Below are 16,911 nucleotides of genomic sequence, written 5' to 3' on the forward strand. Positions count from 1 at the left end.
CGGTGGACCCTGCGGAAACGGTCCCTGAACGGCCGGTCCGTGGACCATCGATCCCATCGCTGGACTCCGTCCCACGAGCATCATGGACAAGAGAGAACATATCGGGTCGCTTCTGGTAAGAAGGTCAGCAACCGATACGGAGGACCATTCCACGGTGAGCATCGTCGTTGTCCGGCGACCCGAACGTCGTCCCAGCCCCAAGCCTCCGCGCGGGGAGATCCTGCTCGAATCGCCGCCTGAGATCCCCGAGGTCCAGGGCCAGGGCATCATGATGGTGCTCACGTACCTGCCCATGGTGGCGGGCGCCGCCGCGATGGCCCTGATGTTCACCGCGGGCGGCAACTCCAATCCGATCATGTACGTGGCCAGCGGCATGTTCGCGGTCTCCATGGTCGGCATGAGCCTGGGGCAGATGGGCCGCCAGTCGGGCGAGCGCAAGCACAAGCTCAACGGGGCCCGCCGCGACTACTTCCGCTACCTGTCGCAGGTGCGCAAGAAGGTCAGGCGGGCGGCCAAGCAGCAGCGCGAGGCACTGGAGTGGAGCGGCCCCGAGCCCGACGCGCTCTGGTGGATCGCGATGGGCCCCCGTCTGTGGGAGCGCCGGCCGCGTGACGACGACTTCAGCACGGTACGGCTCGGCACCGGCGTGCAGAAGCTGGCCATCCAGCTCATCCCGCCGGACTCCAAGCCGGTGGAGGACCTCGACGCGCTGTCGGCCGGCGCGCTGCGCAGGTTCGTCAGGGCGCACGCGACGGTGTCGGAGCTGCCGGTGGCCGTGGCGCTGGGCTCGTTCGCGCGCATCAAGCTCAGCGGCGACCCGATGGCCATGCGCGAGCTGGTGCGGGCCATGATCGGCCAGATGGCGGTGTTCCACTCGCCGGACGACCTGCGGATCATGGTGTGCGCCGGCCAGGAGTGGATGGGCCACTGGGACTGGGTCAAGTGGCTGCCCCACGCGCTGCACCCCGACGAGGTCGACGCCGCCGGGCCCGTGCGCCTGATGGCCGAGAACATGAGCGAGCTGGACCGCCTGGTGGGCGGCGAGCTCAAGGAGCGGGCCAGGTTCCGGCCCGGCTCGCCCGCGGACGCCCTGCCGTACCACGTGCTCATCGTCGACGGCGGGCACGTGCCGCACGACTCGCAGCTCGGCACCGACGCCATCCAGGGCGTCACGGTGATCGACCTGTCCGGGACCACCGGGCCGGTGGAGGAGAAGGCCATGCTCCGGCTGGAGATCCAGCCCGACGGCTTCCACATGATCAAGCTGGACCACGCCGGCAAGGAGAACAAGACCCGGCTCGGCAACCCCGACAAGCTCGACTACCTGCGGGTGGAGGGGCTGGCCAGGCAGCTCGCGCCGCTGCGCGCCTCCGCCACCAGCGGCGGCGAGGTCGAGGACGTGCTGGCGGCCAACACCACGCTGACCGACCTGCTCGGCATCGGCGACCCCCTGCGGCTGGACCCGACCCTGACCTGGCGGCCGCGGGCGGGCCGCAACCGGCTGCGGGTGCCGATCGGCCTCGGCGCCGACGGCCGGATGGTCGAGCTGGACATCAAGGAGTCGGCGCAGGGCGGCATGGGCCCGCACGGCCTGGTCATCGGCGCCACCGGCTCCGGCAAGAGCGAGCTGCTGCGCACGCTGGTGCTCGGTCTGGCCGTCACCCATTCGTCGGAGATCCTGAACTTCGTCCTGGTCGACTTCAAGGGCGGCGCCACCTTCCTCGGGCTCGACACGCTCACCCACGTCTCCGCGGTCATCACCAACCTGGAGGACGAGCTCCCGCTGGTCGACCGCATGTACGACGCGCTGCACGGCGAGATGGTGCGCCGCCAGGAGCTGCTGCGCTCGGCCGGCAACTACGCCTCGCTGCGCGACTACGAGCGGGCCCGCGAGCAGGGCGCCCAACTGGCGCCGATGCCGACGCTCTTCGTGGTGCTGGACGAGTTCAGCGAACTGCTGTCGGCCAAGCCGGAGTTCATCGAGCTGTTCGTGATGATCGGGCGGCTCGGCCGCTCGCTCGGCGTGCACCTGCTGCTGGCCTCCCAGCGGCTGGAGGAGGGCCGGCTGCGCGGCCTGGACACGCACCTGTCGTACCGGATCGGCCTGCGGACGTTCTCGGCCATGGAGAGCCGGGTCGTGCTCGGCGTGGCCGACGCCTACGAGCTGCCGTCCGCACCGGGCAACGGCTTCCTCAAGTTCGACACCACCGGCATGACCCGGTTCAAGGCCGCGTACGTGTCCGGCCCCCACCAGGCCGACCCCCGCCTGGCGGCCCCCGAGGGCGGCGACACGACGATCCGCCAGGTCGTCGAGTACGGCCCGGCCTACGCGCCGCTCCCGGTCGTGGAGGAGCCGTCGAAGGAGGTCGCCAGGACGGACGAGGAGAGAGGGCCGCGAACCAGCCTGCTCGACATCGTCGTGGAGCGGCTGTCCGGGCACGGCCCCGCCGCGCACCGGATCTGGCTGCCGCCGCTCGGCGAGCCGCCGACCCTCGCGCACCTGCTGCCTCCGCTGACCGTCACCCCCGAGCTCGGCCTGTCCACGCCCGGCTGGGACGGCCGGGGCCGCCTCGCCGGGGTCGTGGGCATCATCGACAAGCCGTTCGAGCAGCGTCGCGACCCGTACTGGCTGGACCTGTCGGGAGCGGCCGGCCACGTCGGCGTCGCGGGCGGCACGCAGAGCGGCAAGAGCAACGTGCTGCGCACACTCGTGACCAGCATGGCGCTCACGCACACGCCGCGCGAGGTGCAGTTCTACTGCCTGGACTTCGGCGGTGGCGCGCTGGCCGCGCTGGACGGCCTGCCGCACGTCGGCGGCGTGGCCACCCGCATGGACGCCGACCGGGTACGCCGGACCATCGCGGAGATCGCCACGATCCTCCAGCAGCGCGAGCGCGACTTCGCCGCGCGCGGCATCGACTCGATCAGCACCTACCGCCGTCTCGTGGCCTCGGGAGAGTACGAGGGCGACGGCTGGGGCGACATCTTCCTGCTGATCGACGGCTGGCTGACCATCCGCCAGGAGTTCGAGGCGCTGGAGGGGGTCATCACCGACATGGCCGCCAGAGGGCTCGGGTACGGCATCCACATCATCGCCTCCACCAACAAGTGGTCGGAGTTCCGGGCGGGGATCAGGGACCTGTTCGGCACCCGGCTCGAGTTCAAGCTCGGTGACGCCTACGAGTCGGAGGTCAGCCGCAAGGCGGCGCTGGCCGTACCGGAAGGCGTGCCGGGGCGTGGGCTGACCAAGGAGGGCATGCACTTCCTGTCCGCGCTGCCGCGCATCGACGGGGTGCGTGGCGCCGACGACCTCTCCGCCGGGGTGCGCTCGCTGGTGGAGGTCGTACGGGCCTCCTGGCAGGGTCCTGCCGCCCGCCCCGTGCGGCTGCTGCCGGCGCTGCTGCCCGTCGCGTCTCTGCCGGAGGCCGCCCTCACCGGCCCGAACCGGATCGCCATCGGCATCGACGAGGCCGCCCTGGCGCCGGTCGCGCTCGACTTCGACGTCGACCCGCACTTCATCGTGTTCGGCGACACCGAGTGCGGCAAGTCGAACGTGCTCAAGCTCATCATGGAAGGCCTGGTCGTCAGGAAGACGCCCAAGGAATGCATGATGATCGTGCTGGACTACCGGCGCGCCCTGCTCGACACCGCGGTCACCGACCACCGCATCGGGTACGCGGCCTCCAGCACCGCGGCGGCCGAGCTGATCCAGGACGCCCGCACCGCGCTGCTCAAGCGGCTGCCCCCGGCGGACATCGCGCCGGATCAGCTCAGGGAGCGTAGCTGGTGGCAGGGCTCCGACCTGTACATCATCGTGGACGACTACGACCTGGTCGCCACCTCGAACAACCCGCTGGCGCCCCTGGCCGAGCTGCTGCCGCAGGCCCGGGACATCGGTCTGCACCTGATCATTTCCCGCCAGATGGGCGGTGCGAGCCGGTCCATGTTCGACCCGGCCGTCCAGCGGTTGAAGGAGATGGCGAGCCCGGCTCTGATCATGTCGGGCAACAAGGACGAGGGCGCGCTGTTCGGCAACGTACGTCCGCAGCAGCTCCCGCCGGGCCGCGGCTTCTACGTGGACAGGAGGTCGGGCGCGCGCCTGATCCAGACGGCGTTCCTGGACACGCCGTAGGTTGTCAGCCGTGTCACATGTGCGCTACCGGCTGACCGGCACGTCCTTCCCCGGCACCGTCGACCTGACGGTCTCGGCCGACGGGCGGGCCCGGCTGGAGCACGCGCGGGCGAGCGGCGTCCGGGCCTGGACCGCCGAGCTGGACCCGGCCGTGTGGCCGTGGCTGCTGGACGCGCTGCGCGCTTCGGGCTTCCCCGATGTGGCGGCGCCCGCGTCGGTGCCGGGCTCCACGCTGCGCGAACTGAGCATGATCGATGGGTCGGTCCTTTTCGGCTGGCACGATGGCGGCGAGCTGGGACTGGAGCCGGCGCTGCGGATACTCGACGCGCTGGTGCACCAGGTCAGCGACGGTGCCGTCAGGGAAACGGCGAACGAGCTGCCGAGGCTGGCCCACCGCTCCGCGCCGGACCCCACGCTGCCACCGCCCGATCCCGGCTCGCCGGCCGCCGCCTTCGGCACCGTGGGCGGGCGGCCCTCCTACGCGCTGTCCCGTCCCGGTCGTACCTTCGCCCTCTACGGCCTGCCGTACGAGGAGGAACTGGGCGCCGCCACCGTCACCGACGCGCCCACCCGGGCGATCGCGCTCGGCACGGCCGGTGGCCGGGAGATCGTCGCCACCGGCGGCGACGACCTGGTCATCAGGGTCTGGGACACCGGCACCGGGCAGCAGCTCCACGCCGCGGCGAGCCACGACGGCCCGGTCCTAGCGGTGGCCGCGGCCGGCGGGCTGATCTACACCGGCGGCGCCGACGGCGTGCTGCGCGTCTGGGACGCCGCGGGATCGCTGGGCTCGCTGGCGGACCGGCACGAAGGCGCGATCAACGCGGTGTGCGCCCACGACTCGCTCCTGGTCACCGGCTCCGACGACGGGATGGTACGGCTCACCGACCTGTCGAACGGCCGCACCCTGCACTCGCTGCCCGGCCACGCGGGCTGGGTGAACGCGGTCGCCGCTGATGCCGGGCTCGTCGCGTCGGCGGGTGCTGATCAGCTCATCCGGATCTGGGACGCCGGCACCGGGCAGGAGCTACGCGCGCTGGAGGGTCACGAGGCGAGCGTGACCGGCCTGGCCTTTCTCACTCTGTCGGGGCGGCCGGCCCTGGCGTCCTGCGCACTCGACGGCCGGGTGACCATCCACGACCCGCGCACCGGCACACTCCTGGCTGAATGGCGATCAGGCGACTGGGCCGCCGACATCATCACCACGTCGAAGCCACCGACGACCACCGGGCTTGCGACCACCGGGGCCGGCGCAGCGCCGGAATGGCTGGTCACCGCAGGTGACGGGGTCCGGGTCTGGGCGGTCGACGGCACGCTGCTGCGGGAGCTCACCGACGCCGTCGCGGACGCGGTCGCCACCGATGGGACGCTCCTGACCGCCGGCTCCCCCGACGGCGCGTTGCGGTTCTGGCGGCCGGCCGACGGCGACTTCCGGCCCGTGGCATCCGCGGACGACGGCACCACCGCACCCAGCGACAGCATCCCGGCCGCCCCCGCAGACGGCCTCACCGCCCCCTTCACAGACGGCGGCATCACGAGCCTGGACTTCGACGATGGCAGCCTGGTCTGCGGCACCGACAGCGGCACCGTCCGCGTACACGATCCCGTGGGCGGTGTGGTCGCGGTGCCGACCCCGCACACCGGCCAGGTGCTCGCGCTCGCCCTCGACGGCGACCTGCTGGTCTCCGGCGGCATGGACGGCACGGTCAGGACCTGGGACGCGATCTCGGGCCGCCCACTGCGCCGCCTGGCCGCACACACGGCGGGTGTCACGTGCGTGGCAACCAGCCGGTCCGGTGACCGGGTCGTGATCGCGTCGAGCGGGTACGACCGGGTGGTCAGGACCTGGGACGCGGCGACGGGCCGGCCGCTGTCGGCCGTATACGGGCACTCGCTGCCGGTGTACGCGCTGGTGTTCGGCACGGTCGGCGGCCGGGCGGTGCTCGCCGCCGGCAGCTATGACGGGCTGGTGCCCGTGCGGGACACCGAGACGGGCGAGGACGTCGTGGTGCTCGGCGGCAACCCGGGCACGGTCCGGTGCCTGCGCTTCCTCGACGGCGATGTGCTGGCCGTGGGCAGCGACGACGGCACCGTACGGCTGTGGCGTCTGCCGGACGGCGAGCAGGTCGGCGAGACCCGCCTGGGTGACGTCCCGCTCGCCCTGTCCGGCGATCTGTACGCGGTGACCCAGAACGGGCTGAGCCGCCTGACGCCCCCAGCACCGCAGTGACCCAGAACGGGCCGAACCGCCCCACGCCCGCTTGTGCGCCTCGCTGGGCGTGCAGCTCGGGAACCGGTTCGGACGAGGCGGCCGTCTACTGTGGGCCGAGCACGTCGTCCATACCCAGTTGATCGAGGACCTTGAGCGCCAGATCGACGTGTGACGCCTCGTAGAGGAAGTCGAACGACCTACTGCCAGCTGCCTCGTCGAGGTGTCCGATCGTGACACCGCGGCGTTCCGCCGGCACGAACTCCACCCGGACGAGCAGCGCCGAGCCGTCCGGCAGCACGTACCTGCCGTCGACGAACCGGCTGAGACCTGCCCGCACGCGCCTGCCGAAGTAGCCCAGGTCCGCCCGCGACATGTCGGAACGGTAGGCGAACGTGACGGTGTACTCGGTAACGCGGCGTATCACTCCGTCTTTTGGTTTGAAGGTCAGGTCGCGACGCTCGATGGCCGCGACCCCCGGGTCACGTGCCCCCATGTTCACCGGCTGGACCTGCTTGCGCGCGGCCACCAGCTCGGCCGGGCCGAAGGTGTGCGGCTTCCCCCCGTGCGGCGTGGCCCCCCAGTCGGTGACCGCCTCGCTCACCCTTCGCGCGTCCCATGCCGCCCGCTTGCGCGCGGCTCCGGGATCCGGCTTGGGAACCGGTTCGGTCGAGGCGGCCTCGGCCGTCCGCGGCGGGCCGAGCACGTCGTCCATGCCCAGCTGATCGAGAACCTTGAGCGCCAGATCGACGTGTGACGCCTCGTGGGGGAAGTCGAACGGCCTGCTGCCAGGTGCCTCGTCGCGGTGTCCGATCGTGACACCGCGGCGTTCCGCCGGCTCGAACTCCGCCCGGACGAGCAGCGTCGAGCCGTCCGGCAGCACGTACCTGCCGTTGACTAACTGGTCGAGACCTGCCCGCACGCGCGTGCCAAGGTGACCCAGCGGCGACATGTCGGAACGGTAGGCGAACCTGACGGTGTACTCCGTGACGGGCCGTACCGCTCCGTCGCGGGCCTTGACGGTCAGGTCGCGACGCTCGATGGCCGCGACCCCCGGGGCACGTGCTCCCATGTTCACCGGCTGGGCCCGCTTGCGCGCGGCCACCAGCTCGGCCGGGCCGAAGGTGTGCGGCTTCCCCCCGTGCGGCGTGGCCCCCCAGTCGGTGACCGCCTCGCTGACCCTTCGCGCGTCCCATGCCGGCCACTCGCGGTGCGGGTGCTCCCCAGGAGCCTTCGGCGGCTCAGCGGGCAGCCCGCCGCCCGGGTCGTCGTATATCCCCTCCACGAGCCGGGCGAACTCCTCGCCGGTCAACGCCCGGACCGGCCACGCCCACACCCGCGAGGCCCTCAGCTCGGCGGTGATGAGGTTGAAGTTCACTGATCCCTTGGCCAGGGCGGGCGAGAGCTCCGCCGCGTCGCTGAACACGTACGCGGCTTGCCGGACGGCGGCCTTGCTCGGGTGCTCCTCAAGGAACTCTCCGGCCGCCCTGCGCATGACCTGGGCGCCGGTCTCGCCGGGATACCGCCGTCCGCCGGTGGCGGCGAACCACTCCCCGAGTCTCGACAAACCCTCGATGGTCGTCGGGCCGGCGCGGCCGCCCAGGGCCGCCTCGGCCTCCGCCTTGAGCCACACCGCGTCGGGCAACCCCTTGTCAGGTCCCCTGCCGAGTAATTCGACCAGGCCATGCAGGCGGCGCAGGTCCCTGGCGGAAAGGGCCTCAGGACCGAGGCCATAGAGCGAGCGGGCCGTGCCGTGGAGCGCGCGGGTGTAGTCGAGACGGCCCTGGGTGACCCGGTCACCGAACAGGGCATGGGTGCCATCCACCACATGCAGGTGGTCGAGCGGGTCGCCGCTCCGGTGGGGGAAGCGGGCGAGCAGCTCGCGCACAGGGTCGGAGAGATACAGCGTCTCGGGCTGGGGGACGAGCCGACGCCACTCCTCAACTGGCCGGCGGTATCCCGCATGACCCTCCTCGAAGTCGTGGGAGCGGGGTAGCAGGTTGTCGATGCGCTCCAGGTGATGATCGCGTAGCGCGGCCCGCGGCGGGACCTCGTGGCCCGCGTGGTCTGTCAGCACGTGGTCATCCGCCATGAACACGCGGAGCGCGTCGCCCATCAGGTTGTGGCCTGGCACCACGCCTATGTCGGTGAGCGTTCTGCGGCGGGGGCTCTGGGCCTCGCGGTACTCGTCGGGCAGCCCGAGGTGGTGCCCGATCTCGTGGGCGTGGATGTTCGCGTCGGTGTCGGCGTACCAGGTCAGTATGTTGGCGCGCCCGCCTCCGGCGTGAAAGGTCACCACGCTCCGGTCGCCGGCCTTGACGCCGCGGACCTCCTCGAAGTCCAGCCGGACATGTAGCTGGTCCCCGCTGGGAAGCCGGTGCTGGTGGTTGTAGTACAGGTCGACGCCGTCGAACGCGTTGGACTTGATCTGTGCGACCTGCTCGGCCGTGATGTGCTCCGTGACGACGTACCGGATCTTGACCGTGAGCTCGGTCACCCCCCGGGTCTCGCCACCGGCGTCGCGGATCGAGAAGTAGCGTGCCTCCACTTGGGCGCTGGAGTCCCACACTTTGTGCCCTGTACGGTTCTCGACCACGTAGGGAGTGGCGCTGTCCCTGAGCTCTGCCCACTCGCTCGCCCGGAGCGCCTGCCTAGGGTCGATGACATTGCACATCGAACCGCGGAGCGCGTTCGTGACGCTCTCGTCGTGGACGGGCAGCAGTGGGGTGCGGTGATCGGGGTCGAACTCCAGGCTGCGTGCCGGGTGTGCCGTCCGCTGGGGGCGGGTGTCGGAACTCTGTGCGGAAGAGTCCGAGGCACGCGGCGGGGTGGGCCCCTCGAACGTGTGGGACCGCTCCCCGAACACCGGGCCCACCGCCCGCGGCTCCACGATCATGGACCCGTGGGGCGCGTCCAGCACCGATACCGTGCCGCCGGCGTTCTCCGCGATCTTCTCGAAGGCGTATTCGACGTCGGCGTACCAGTCCGCGTGGCCGCGGAACTCCTCCCGCAGCGCCTCGATGCGGGTCCGCAGCGTCTCGACGTCGCTCTTGCTGAGCGGGTTGGGCCCCCAGTCGGGCAACTCGCCCTTGTCGCGGAAGAAGTGGCGGACGAAGGGGCTGTTCGTGTCGGGCAGCCGCCCGGTGAAGGTCTTGTCGCCGTCGTAGCCCCTGACGATGCCGTCGCGGCCGGCGAGGAAGTCGTGGGCGGCGCGGCCCGGGGAGAAGCGGTCGTGGTTGCCGGTCAGCGCGTCGAGCAGGCCGAGCAGGATCCCCTCACGGGTGTTGTGCAGCCGCGACAGGTGCCACTTGCCGTCCGGCCCGCGCTCGGCCGGCACGTGCTCGCCGTTGACCCAGTCGATGAGCAGGTGGCGTTCGCCGGCGATGTGGGTCGCGGCGACCTCGGCGCCGACCGTGCGGCCGAGCCGCGAGTTGAGATGCTCGCGGTCCCGCCGGTCCGTCCCGGAGAACTCCTTCTCGACGGCGTGGGTGCCGTCGGCCAGCCTGGCCTTCTCCAGCTTCACGGTCTCGCCGCCGGCGCCGGGCAACGGCTCGCGCGCCACCACGCCGCGGGACGCGCTCTCGCCGAACGCCGCGTGGTTCCTGAGCGGGGTGGATCCGGGCTCGCCCGGGCGCGACCAGTTGATCAGCTCGTCGACACTGCGCTGAGTGGTGGGCGACCCCTCGTACGGGTGCGGCCGCACGTGCTCACCATCGGCCGGCACACGAGGCTCGCCGGCGTCGGCGAGTCTTGTGCGGCCGTTCCCGTCCAGGTCATCGAGCCCAGTGCCGTCCCGAGGGCCCGGGTCGTCGACGCGCGTCTGCCCGTCCGGCGGTCTGGGACCCGCGTGGCCGCCGTCCGGGCTCCAGCTCGCCCAATGCGCGTCGGCGCCGCCCACCACGCCCGACGACATGCCTTTCAGCACCAGCAGCCAGTCGACCGACCCGTCACCGCCCCACAGCTCCGAGCCCAGTACGGCACCGGCGTTCGCCACCCCCGACTGGCCCATCAGCATCCACAGCGAGCGCGTCGGGAACGCCCACGCCAGCCCGGTCAGCAACCCCCCGGTCAACGCTCCGGTGGCCGCCGACGACCCCACCTGCCGCCAGTCGATCTCGTCCCGGCGCGACTGCGTCAGCTGGACCAGGAGATCCATCCCGCCGAGCAGCCCGCCGAACAGCGCGATGTTGATCAGCAACCGGCGGGCGAACTGGCGTACCGTCCACCGCGCAGCCTGGGCACGTACCCCCATCAGCCGCAACGCCAGCCCGCCCGCCGGCGACGCCAGCGCCCACATCAGCCACGCCAGCTGCACCACCAGCAGCAGTACGGCCAGCCGCATCATCCGCTTGGTGAACTCGAGCTGCACCCCCAGCTCGTTGCACGCGAACGCCAGGTCCACCAGTGACCGCACCAGGGCCGCCCGGCGACCGCCCACGTTCTGGGACACCCGCTCGCTGAAAGCCCGCAGCGCCGCTCCGTCCCACCCATCGCAGCCCAGCCGTATGCCGTCGCCGTCGGCTCCGGCGGCCACGTCCCGAGCCGCCTTCACCAGCCCGTCGGCGAGCCGGAACAGACCGCCTTCCTTCCCCTTGGGCCAGTCCGTTCCCAGCACCCAGCCCGCCCACGGACGGGCCCAAGTGGGTATGGGTATCCCATCAAGCAGCACGCGAGTCAGCCCTGAGCGTCGATCTCGGCGGCCTCGTACGTGTTGGCGTTGACACGCATCCCGTCGCCGACACCTTCCAACTCGTCGATGTAGTCCTCGAAGCCCTTGAAGATGGCCTTCGTCCGGAGCGGGAAGCTCTTCTCGAACTCCGCGCCGTACTGGTCGTCCCCCATGGGCCGCCCCTCGGCGACGAACACGTCACGCAGTTCGTCACGGACCTTGCGCACGTGCTCGGCCTCCTCCTTCGCGGTTTCGGCCCCACGCCGGATTTTTGACCATTGCGCAGCGTAGCCCTCTTGCTGCCCCAATCGTTTCTCCTTCCTCAAGGACATCTCAGATAACTGTCCACTATGCTCATGTTTCGTGCACTTCACGGCAAGACGTCTGGGGGTCCGATGAGCGGCTGGGTCGACGTGCACTACCAGGCGCTCGAAGAATGCGGAAAACGGGCCCGCAAGGTGGCGAACATGCTCGACCTGGACGACGCGTTCGAGGGCACCAAGTCCTCGGCACCGGCCGGGCAGACCTCGTCGAAGACGTTCGGCACTCTCAAGGACTCCGGCGACCTGGCCACGGACGTCGACAAGGTGTGGCGGGCGCTCGAGGAAGAGCTGCAGGCGGGCAAGAGCCGGCTGAACAGCGTCGAGAAGGCCATCGACCAGGTGGAGACCAACCTGCGCAAGGCTTCGAAGGCTTCCGGCGGATGAGCGGGGTCAGCGACCTGCCCGGTGGTGACCGGCTCGCCGCGCTCCTCGCGAAAGTGACCGGAAATCCACAGGCGATCAGGAACACCGCCGGTGCCTGGCGGGCGGCGGCCGGTCATGTCACCAGGTCGACCAACTCCCTGACCAAGGCGGTCGGCGAGGTGGACAAGGCGTGGCAGGGCGGCTCGGCCGATGCCTTCACCAAGCACATGAGCGCCTATCCGCGGGCGAGCACCGATCTCAACGAGGCCCTGACGGCCTGCGCCGACGCTCTCGACAAGGCGGCCACCTCGCTGGAGGACGCCCACGGCAAGGTCAGCACGCTCTGCCAGGACGCGGTCGAGCGCGCGGCGACGTACAAGAGCCAGTACACGAAGCTGAACCCCAAGGCCACGTCGCAGGACGCCGAAGCCGCGCTCGCGCGTACGACGATCGTCAGCGGCAACGTCACGCAGGCCGAGAGCTTGGTCACGAAGGCCGAAGGCGACGTCGAGGACGCCAAGAAGGCGCTGGCCAAGCAGCTCGGCGCGGATGCCGGGTTCGGTTTCTTCACCAAGATCCCCCTGCCGGACGGGGCCGACTTCGAGGCGGGCGACAACAAGGTCGAGTGGGTCAGGACACCGTTCGACGACAAGCGCACCTCGCTGGAGTCGGCCGCCGCCGCCGGCGGCAGCGACGGCGGCGGCGCGAGCGGCGGTGCCGGCTACGGCTACAGCGGCGGTGTCTCCTCGGCCGGCAACGCCCCCGCGCCCAAGGCCGAGGTCGTGGAGTGGATCAAGGAGGCGCTCCGGATCATCAAGTCACCGGAGATGGCCGACACGATGCGGGCCAGAGGGCTGCTGGACAAGATCCAGGATCTCGACCCGAACGACCCCAAAGACATCCAGCGGATCTGGACCATCATCTACAACGAGTCCGGGGGCAACCCGAGCGCCATCAACAACTGGGACATCAACGCCAAGAACGGCGTGCCGTCACAGGGCCTGATGCAGACCATCCCGCCCACGTTCAACGCCAACAGCCTGCCAGGACACAAGCAGATTCTGGAGCCGGTGGACAACATCATCGCCGGGGTTCTGTACACGTACAAGCGGTACGGATCGCTCGCCGAGCACCCGGGCATCGAGTCGATGGAGCGGGGCGGCGGGTACCGCCCCTACTAAGTGGACTCCTGGTCGGGCTCCACCCAGTCGAACTTCTCATAGCCCTTGGGCAGGTCACCGGGCTTGTCCGGCGCCTGGAACGACGGGAACCCCTTGGCGTTGATGGTCGCCTGCTCGAAGTTCACCTCGGCGGCGCCGCTCGGCTTGATGTAGCCGAACTGGTGCTCCTTCTTGATCACGGAGGACATGATGTCTCCCGCTCCGCGCAGGCCCGACACCAGCGTCAAGGTCATTACGGCCACCGCCCCGTTGGTGCCGGAGGCGACGAACTTCTCCAGCAACCCGCCGTACAGCCTGGTGTGCGGGAACGCTTGCAGTCGCTTGGCGAACAGCAGCAAGGTGAGCGTGGTCACGCCCAGCGTGGCCAGCTTGACCCAGTAGCTCCGGTACCCCGCGGCCACCTCGTCGACCATGCCGCCGACGTCGCCGAGCACGCCGCGCAGCGCGCCGATCTCCCGGTGGAAGATCCACACGACCCGCTCGAACTCCTGCTGGTCCAGGGCGATCCAGCCGGTCCGCGACGTGGCGACGAGCTGGGGCAGCAGTTGCTTGACCCCGTCGTCGAGCCGGCCGGCGATGCCGTTCTTCCAGTTCGTGGCCGCCTGCGCCATGCCCGGCTCGTTGGCGATGGCCGTGCCCGCGACGATCACCGCGGGGACGAGCCAGGCCGAGATCCGGCCCAGCCTCTTCAGCGACTCCAGCACCTTGGGCCCGATCGGCTCCGGCATCGTCGGAGGCGGCCCGAAGGTGGCCGGCTTGTAGGGGTTGTAGGCGCCGTATGAGGTGGGCGAGTTGTAGCCCGGGTACCTGTAGGGCGAGTAGCCGGTGTTCGTGGTCGGGGGTGTGTTGTAGGCGGGGTGCGAGTAGTTGCGCAGGTTCCCGTAGTCGCTCATTTGCGATACCTCACGGCGCTCTGCTTCTCGGCGGCGCGCCAGTTGCGCTCCCCGATGCTGAGCGCCCCCACCCAGCTGTCCACCGTCTTCTCCGCCTGGCCCAGCGTGCTGTCCGCCCAGCGGCACATGCCGTCGTAGGTGCCGCCCAGCACCATTTCCCCGAGTACGCCGAAGCCTGGTGCCTCGACCCCGACCGTGCCGACGAGGCTCCTGACGAAGGAGATCGCCGCCTTCAGCTCGTCGTCGACCCGATCGCGTGTATGACCGATGGCCGTGGAGGTGACGTAGATCTCCTGCCCCGGCGCAACCGCTTTCGTCGTCATATGTACGAATTCTTCCCGATGTCGTCCTGTACCTCCCCGTTTGCGCGGCACTCTTAATGATCAGTTAGACGATTGGACGGCTGCCGATGGCTGTTCGTTAACCTGCTGCCGATGCCGTGGAACGCATGGATTCCAGTGACCCCCGCCTCGACGAGCTCGACCGGCTCGTACAGGCCAGCGAACGGACGATGCGCGAGCTCGAAGAGGCCACGCGGGAGCTACGTCAGGTGACCGGATCGGGCGAGAGCCGCGACGGAACGGTGTCCGCGCGGGTGGACGCCGACAGCAAACTCGTCGAGGTGCGGATCACCCACAGGGCCATGCGGCTGGAACCGGAAGAGCTGGGCCGCGACGTGGTCGAGGCCGTACGCGCCGCCCAGGAGGACCACGAGCGGCAGGCCCGCGAACTGCTCGGGCTGCCGCTCGGCGACGAGGACCCGCTGGGCACGTTCAAGCGCGACCTGGACGAGCTACAGGACGCCTACGCCAGGGAGACCGGCGAACGGCTCGAAGGGATGCGCCGCACGCAGCGCGCCTGGGAGGACTGAGCTACAACGACGGCGGGGCCGGTGAGGATCGCTCCTCACCGGCCCCGCCGCTCGCGTGTCGGCCGTCTCAGCCGCAGTTCCCATACGGGGAGCTGGTGCCGCCGGAACCGGCGCTGCCCGCGAACTTCACACACTTGCCCTTGGCGGGCAGCTTGACCGGGCCGGCGTAGTACTCGTAGCTGCCGGAGTCGGTCCTGCTCCCCCCGCCCTGCACGTCGAGCGTCGCGCTGACCGGGGTCTTCTGACCCACGTTCGCGGTCTTCATGGTGACCACGCAGTTCTCGCCGGTACCGCTGTTGTAGAGCTGGTACGTCACCCCGCCCGAGAACGCGCCGCTGCGCTGCTGGCTGAACCCGGATCCGCAGACCTGCGCCGGCGTGTAGGGGTTCGTCTTGGGCGGCGTCGGCGTCGGCTTGGGGGTGGTCTTCGTCGGCGTGGGCGTCGGCTTGGCCGTGGTCTTCGTCGGCGTGGGCGTCGGCTTGGCCGTGGTCTTCGTCGGCGTCGGCTTGGGCTTGGCGGTGGTCTTGGTCGGCGTCGGCTTGGGGTCCTCGGTGCTCTTCGTCGGCGTGGGCTCCGGCTCCCTGGTCTTCGACGGCTCCTGCGTCGGAGTGGGGTCCGGGTCCTTCGACTTCGTCGGCTCCTGCGTCGGCGTCGGCTCCTTCGACTCGGTGGGAGTCGGAGTATGGCTCGGCTGGCGCTTCTTGGCCTTGCGCTCGGCCGCCGTGGCGGTGGGCTGCGTCGCCGTCGGCTGGACGGTGGGCTGCGTCGTGGGCTGGGTCACCGGCTGCGAGAGGATCGGCTGCGGCGTCGGGACCGTGCTGAACTCCGGAGCGGTGGGCGCCGACGAGGGATAGTCGGTCGGCAGCACCAGCGGGACCACGTCGGTCGGGTCGGGACTGGAGGAGGCCCAGGGCACCGTCACGTCGGGCTGCGACTGCTGAGGATTGGGCTGGCCGGGCAGCTGCTGCGTTTGCTGCGTGGACGAGTCACTGCCGCCGCCCCCGCCGATCGCGAGCGGGCCGCCCTTCTTGGCCTCGGCCGAGGAGTTGGACACCGTCTCCAGCTTGGCGTAGTGGCCGGCGCCCCACAGCCCCACGCCGGACAGCAGCGCGACCGCCGTGACGGCCGCGGCGAGCCCGATGGGGAACGACTTGCGCCGGGGAGCGGCGCCGCCGTGCTGCGTCGGCGCCTGCCACACCTGGGACGGCGGCTGCCCGCCGGGCGCCCCTTCCCAGGGTCCCTGGTGCGGCACGGGCGGCGGGCCCCACGTCTGCTGCGGGACCGGCACCCCTTCGAGCGGCGCCTGGTGCTCGGCCGGCAACTGGTGGTCGGCCGGCGCCTCCAACGGAGGGAGCTGGATGGTCTGCGGCGGGAAGAGCTCTCCCTCCGGCGCCTGCGGGGGCGGCGGCACCGTGGCCACGACGCCCACCCGCGGCGCCGCGGCGCCACTCTTGTCGCCGAGCAGTTGCAGCAGCGCCGTGTAGGTGGTCGGCCGCTGCGTGACGTCCTTGGACAGCGCGGAGAGCACCACCCGGCGCAGCGGCTCGGCCAGCGCGCCGATCTCGGGCTCCCCGTTGAGCACCGCCTGGGCGTCGTGCCCGAAGGGGGGCTGCCCGGTAGCGGCGAAGACGATCGTGGCGGCCCAGGCGAACACGTCGGCGTAAGGGCCGTACCCCAGCCCGCTGAGCTGCTCGGGCGAGCGGTAGCCGAGCTCGCCGGCGGCCTCGCCGAGGTCGATGTCGGTCACGCGGGGGCCGTCCGCGGCGAGGAGCACGTTGTGCGGGGTGAGTCCACGGTGCGTGACGCCGGCGAGGTGCACGGCGGTCAGTGCGGTCAGCACGCCGACGGCCACCCGCTCCAGGGTGTCGCCGTCGAGCGGCCCGTCGGCCGTCACCGTCTCTGCCAGGCTGCGGCCCTCGATGTGCTCGCGCACGATATACGGCTGCTCGTCGTGCATTCCGGCGTCCAGCGTCCTGGCGACGTACACGCTCGAAATACGCTGGACGCCCTTGAACTGCTCAGCGTCCTGCGGCCCCGCGCCGGGAACGGCCGGCAGCAGCTTGACCACGCGGGTGGGTCCGTCCTCGGACTCCTTGCCGAGGTACGCGACTCCTCGCGGCCCCTCGTCCAGCCGTCCGAAAAGGGTGTGAGCTCCTAAACGCTCAGGATCACCCGGCCGCAGAGGGTGCATCTCTTTCCCTTCAAGTCAAAACTCGTTTCTACCGTACATTCAACCAAATCTGTCACATCTGTATCAGCAGTTTCGGACG

At 70.7% G+C, this 16,911-nt stretch carries 10 protein-coding genes; 5 read left to right on the forward strand and 5 right to left on the reverse strand.

Going from position 1 to position 16,911, the window contains the following annotated elements:
• Positions 1–154 precede the first annotated feature (154 nt).
• Positions 155–4,132 carry a type VII secretion protein EccCa gene (gene eccCa / locus AB0F17_RS31500; RefSeq protein WP_358030249.1) on the forward strand — a complete coding sequence of 1,326 codons (3,978 nt, stop codon included), beginning with the start codon at positions 155–157 and terminating at the stop codon, positions 4,130–4,132.
• A 10-nt stretch (positions 4,133–4,142) separates the two neighbouring features.
• Positions 4,143–6,362, forward strand: coding sequence for a WD40 repeat domain-containing protein (locus AB0F17_RS31505; protein ID WP_358030252.1), 2,220 nt, complete (start codon positions 4,143–4,145; stop codon positions 6,360–6,362).
• 85 nt (positions 6,363–6,447) lie between these two features.
• On the opposite strand, the gene AB0F17_RS31510 is transcribed toward AB0F17_RS31505, so the two are convergent.
• Together AB0F17_RS31510 and AB0F17_RS31515 are read right to left on the reverse strand one after the other, a co-directional pair.
• Positions 6,448–10,956: a hypothetical protein gene (locus AB0F17_RS31510; RefSeq protein WP_358030255.1), complete on the reverse strand. Its 4,509-nt coding sequence runs from the start codon at positions 10,954–10,956 to the stop codon at positions 6,448–6,450.
• A gap of 59 nt (positions 10,957–11,015) precedes the next feature.
• The gene (locus tag AB0F17_RS31515; protein ID WP_358030258.1) at positions 11,016–11,237 is read right to left on the reverse strand and encodes a hypothetical protein; all 222 of its coding nucleotides are present in this window, start codon (positions 11,235–11,237) and stop codon (positions 11,016–11,018) included.
• A 168-nt stretch (positions 11,238–11,405) separates the two neighbouring features.
• Between AB0F17_RS31515 and AB0F17_RS31520 the strand changes: the two genes are divergently transcribed.
• Both AB0F17_RS31520 and AB0F17_RS31525 read left to right on the forward strand, forming a co-directional pair.
• A complete protein-coding gene (locus AB0F17_RS31520) occupies positions 11,406–11,717 on the forward strand; it encodes a hypothetical protein (protein ID WP_358030260.1) in 312 nt (103 codons plus the stop codon).
• Complete coding sequence (locus AB0F17_RS31525) at positions 11,714–12,877, forward strand: WXG100 family type VII secretion target (RefSeq protein ID WP_358030263.1); 1,164 nt, start codon at positions 11,714–11,716, stop codon at positions 12,875–12,877. The genes AB0F17_RS31520 and AB0F17_RS31525 overlap by 4 nt, the downstream gene beginning before the upstream one ends.
• On the opposite strand, the gene AB0F17_RS31530 is transcribed toward AB0F17_RS31525, so the two are convergent.
• Both AB0F17_RS31530 and AB0F17_RS31535 read right to left on the reverse strand, forming a co-directional pair.
• Positions 12,874–13,770, reverse strand: a complete 897-nt coding sequence (locus AB0F17_RS31530) for a hypothetical protein (RefSeq protein WP_358030266.1) — start codon at positions 13,768–13,770, stop codon at positions 12,874–12,876. The two genes, AB0F17_RS31525 and AB0F17_RS31530, sit on opposite strands and share 4 nt — an antisense overlap.
• The gene (locus tag AB0F17_RS31535) at positions 13,767–14,093 is read right to left on the reverse strand and encodes a hypothetical protein (RefSeq protein WP_358030268.1); all 327 of its coding nucleotides are present in this window, start codon (positions 14,091–14,093) and stop codon (positions 13,767–13,769) included. The genes AB0F17_RS31530 and AB0F17_RS31535 overlap by 4 nt, the downstream gene beginning before the upstream one ends.
• 125 nt (positions 14,094–14,218) lie before the next feature.
• On the opposite strand from AB0F17_RS31535, the gene AB0F17_RS31540 reads away from it, so the two are divergent.
• Positions 14,219–14,641 (forward strand): YbaB/EbfC family nucleoid-associated protein, encoded by a 423-nt coding sequence (locus tag AB0F17_RS31540; RefSeq protein WP_358030271.1) that lies wholly within the window; start codon positions 14,219–14,221, stop codon positions 14,639–14,641.
• Between the two features lie 67 nt (positions 14,642–14,708).
• Here the strand turns inward: AB0F17_RS31540 and AB0F17_RS31545 are convergent, their stop codons facing one another.
• Positions 14,709–16,832, reverse strand: coding sequence for a serine/threonine protein kinase (locus AB0F17_RS31545; RefSeq protein WP_358030274.1), 2,124 nt, complete (start codon positions 16,830–16,832; stop codon positions 14,709–14,711).
• Between the last annotated feature and the right edge of the window lie 79 nt (positions 16,833–16,911).

The organism is Nonomuraea sp. NPDC026600, from assembly GCF_040638335.1.
GTDB lineage: Bacteria > Actinomycetota > Actinomycetes > Streptosporangiales > Streptosporangiaceae > Nonomuraea.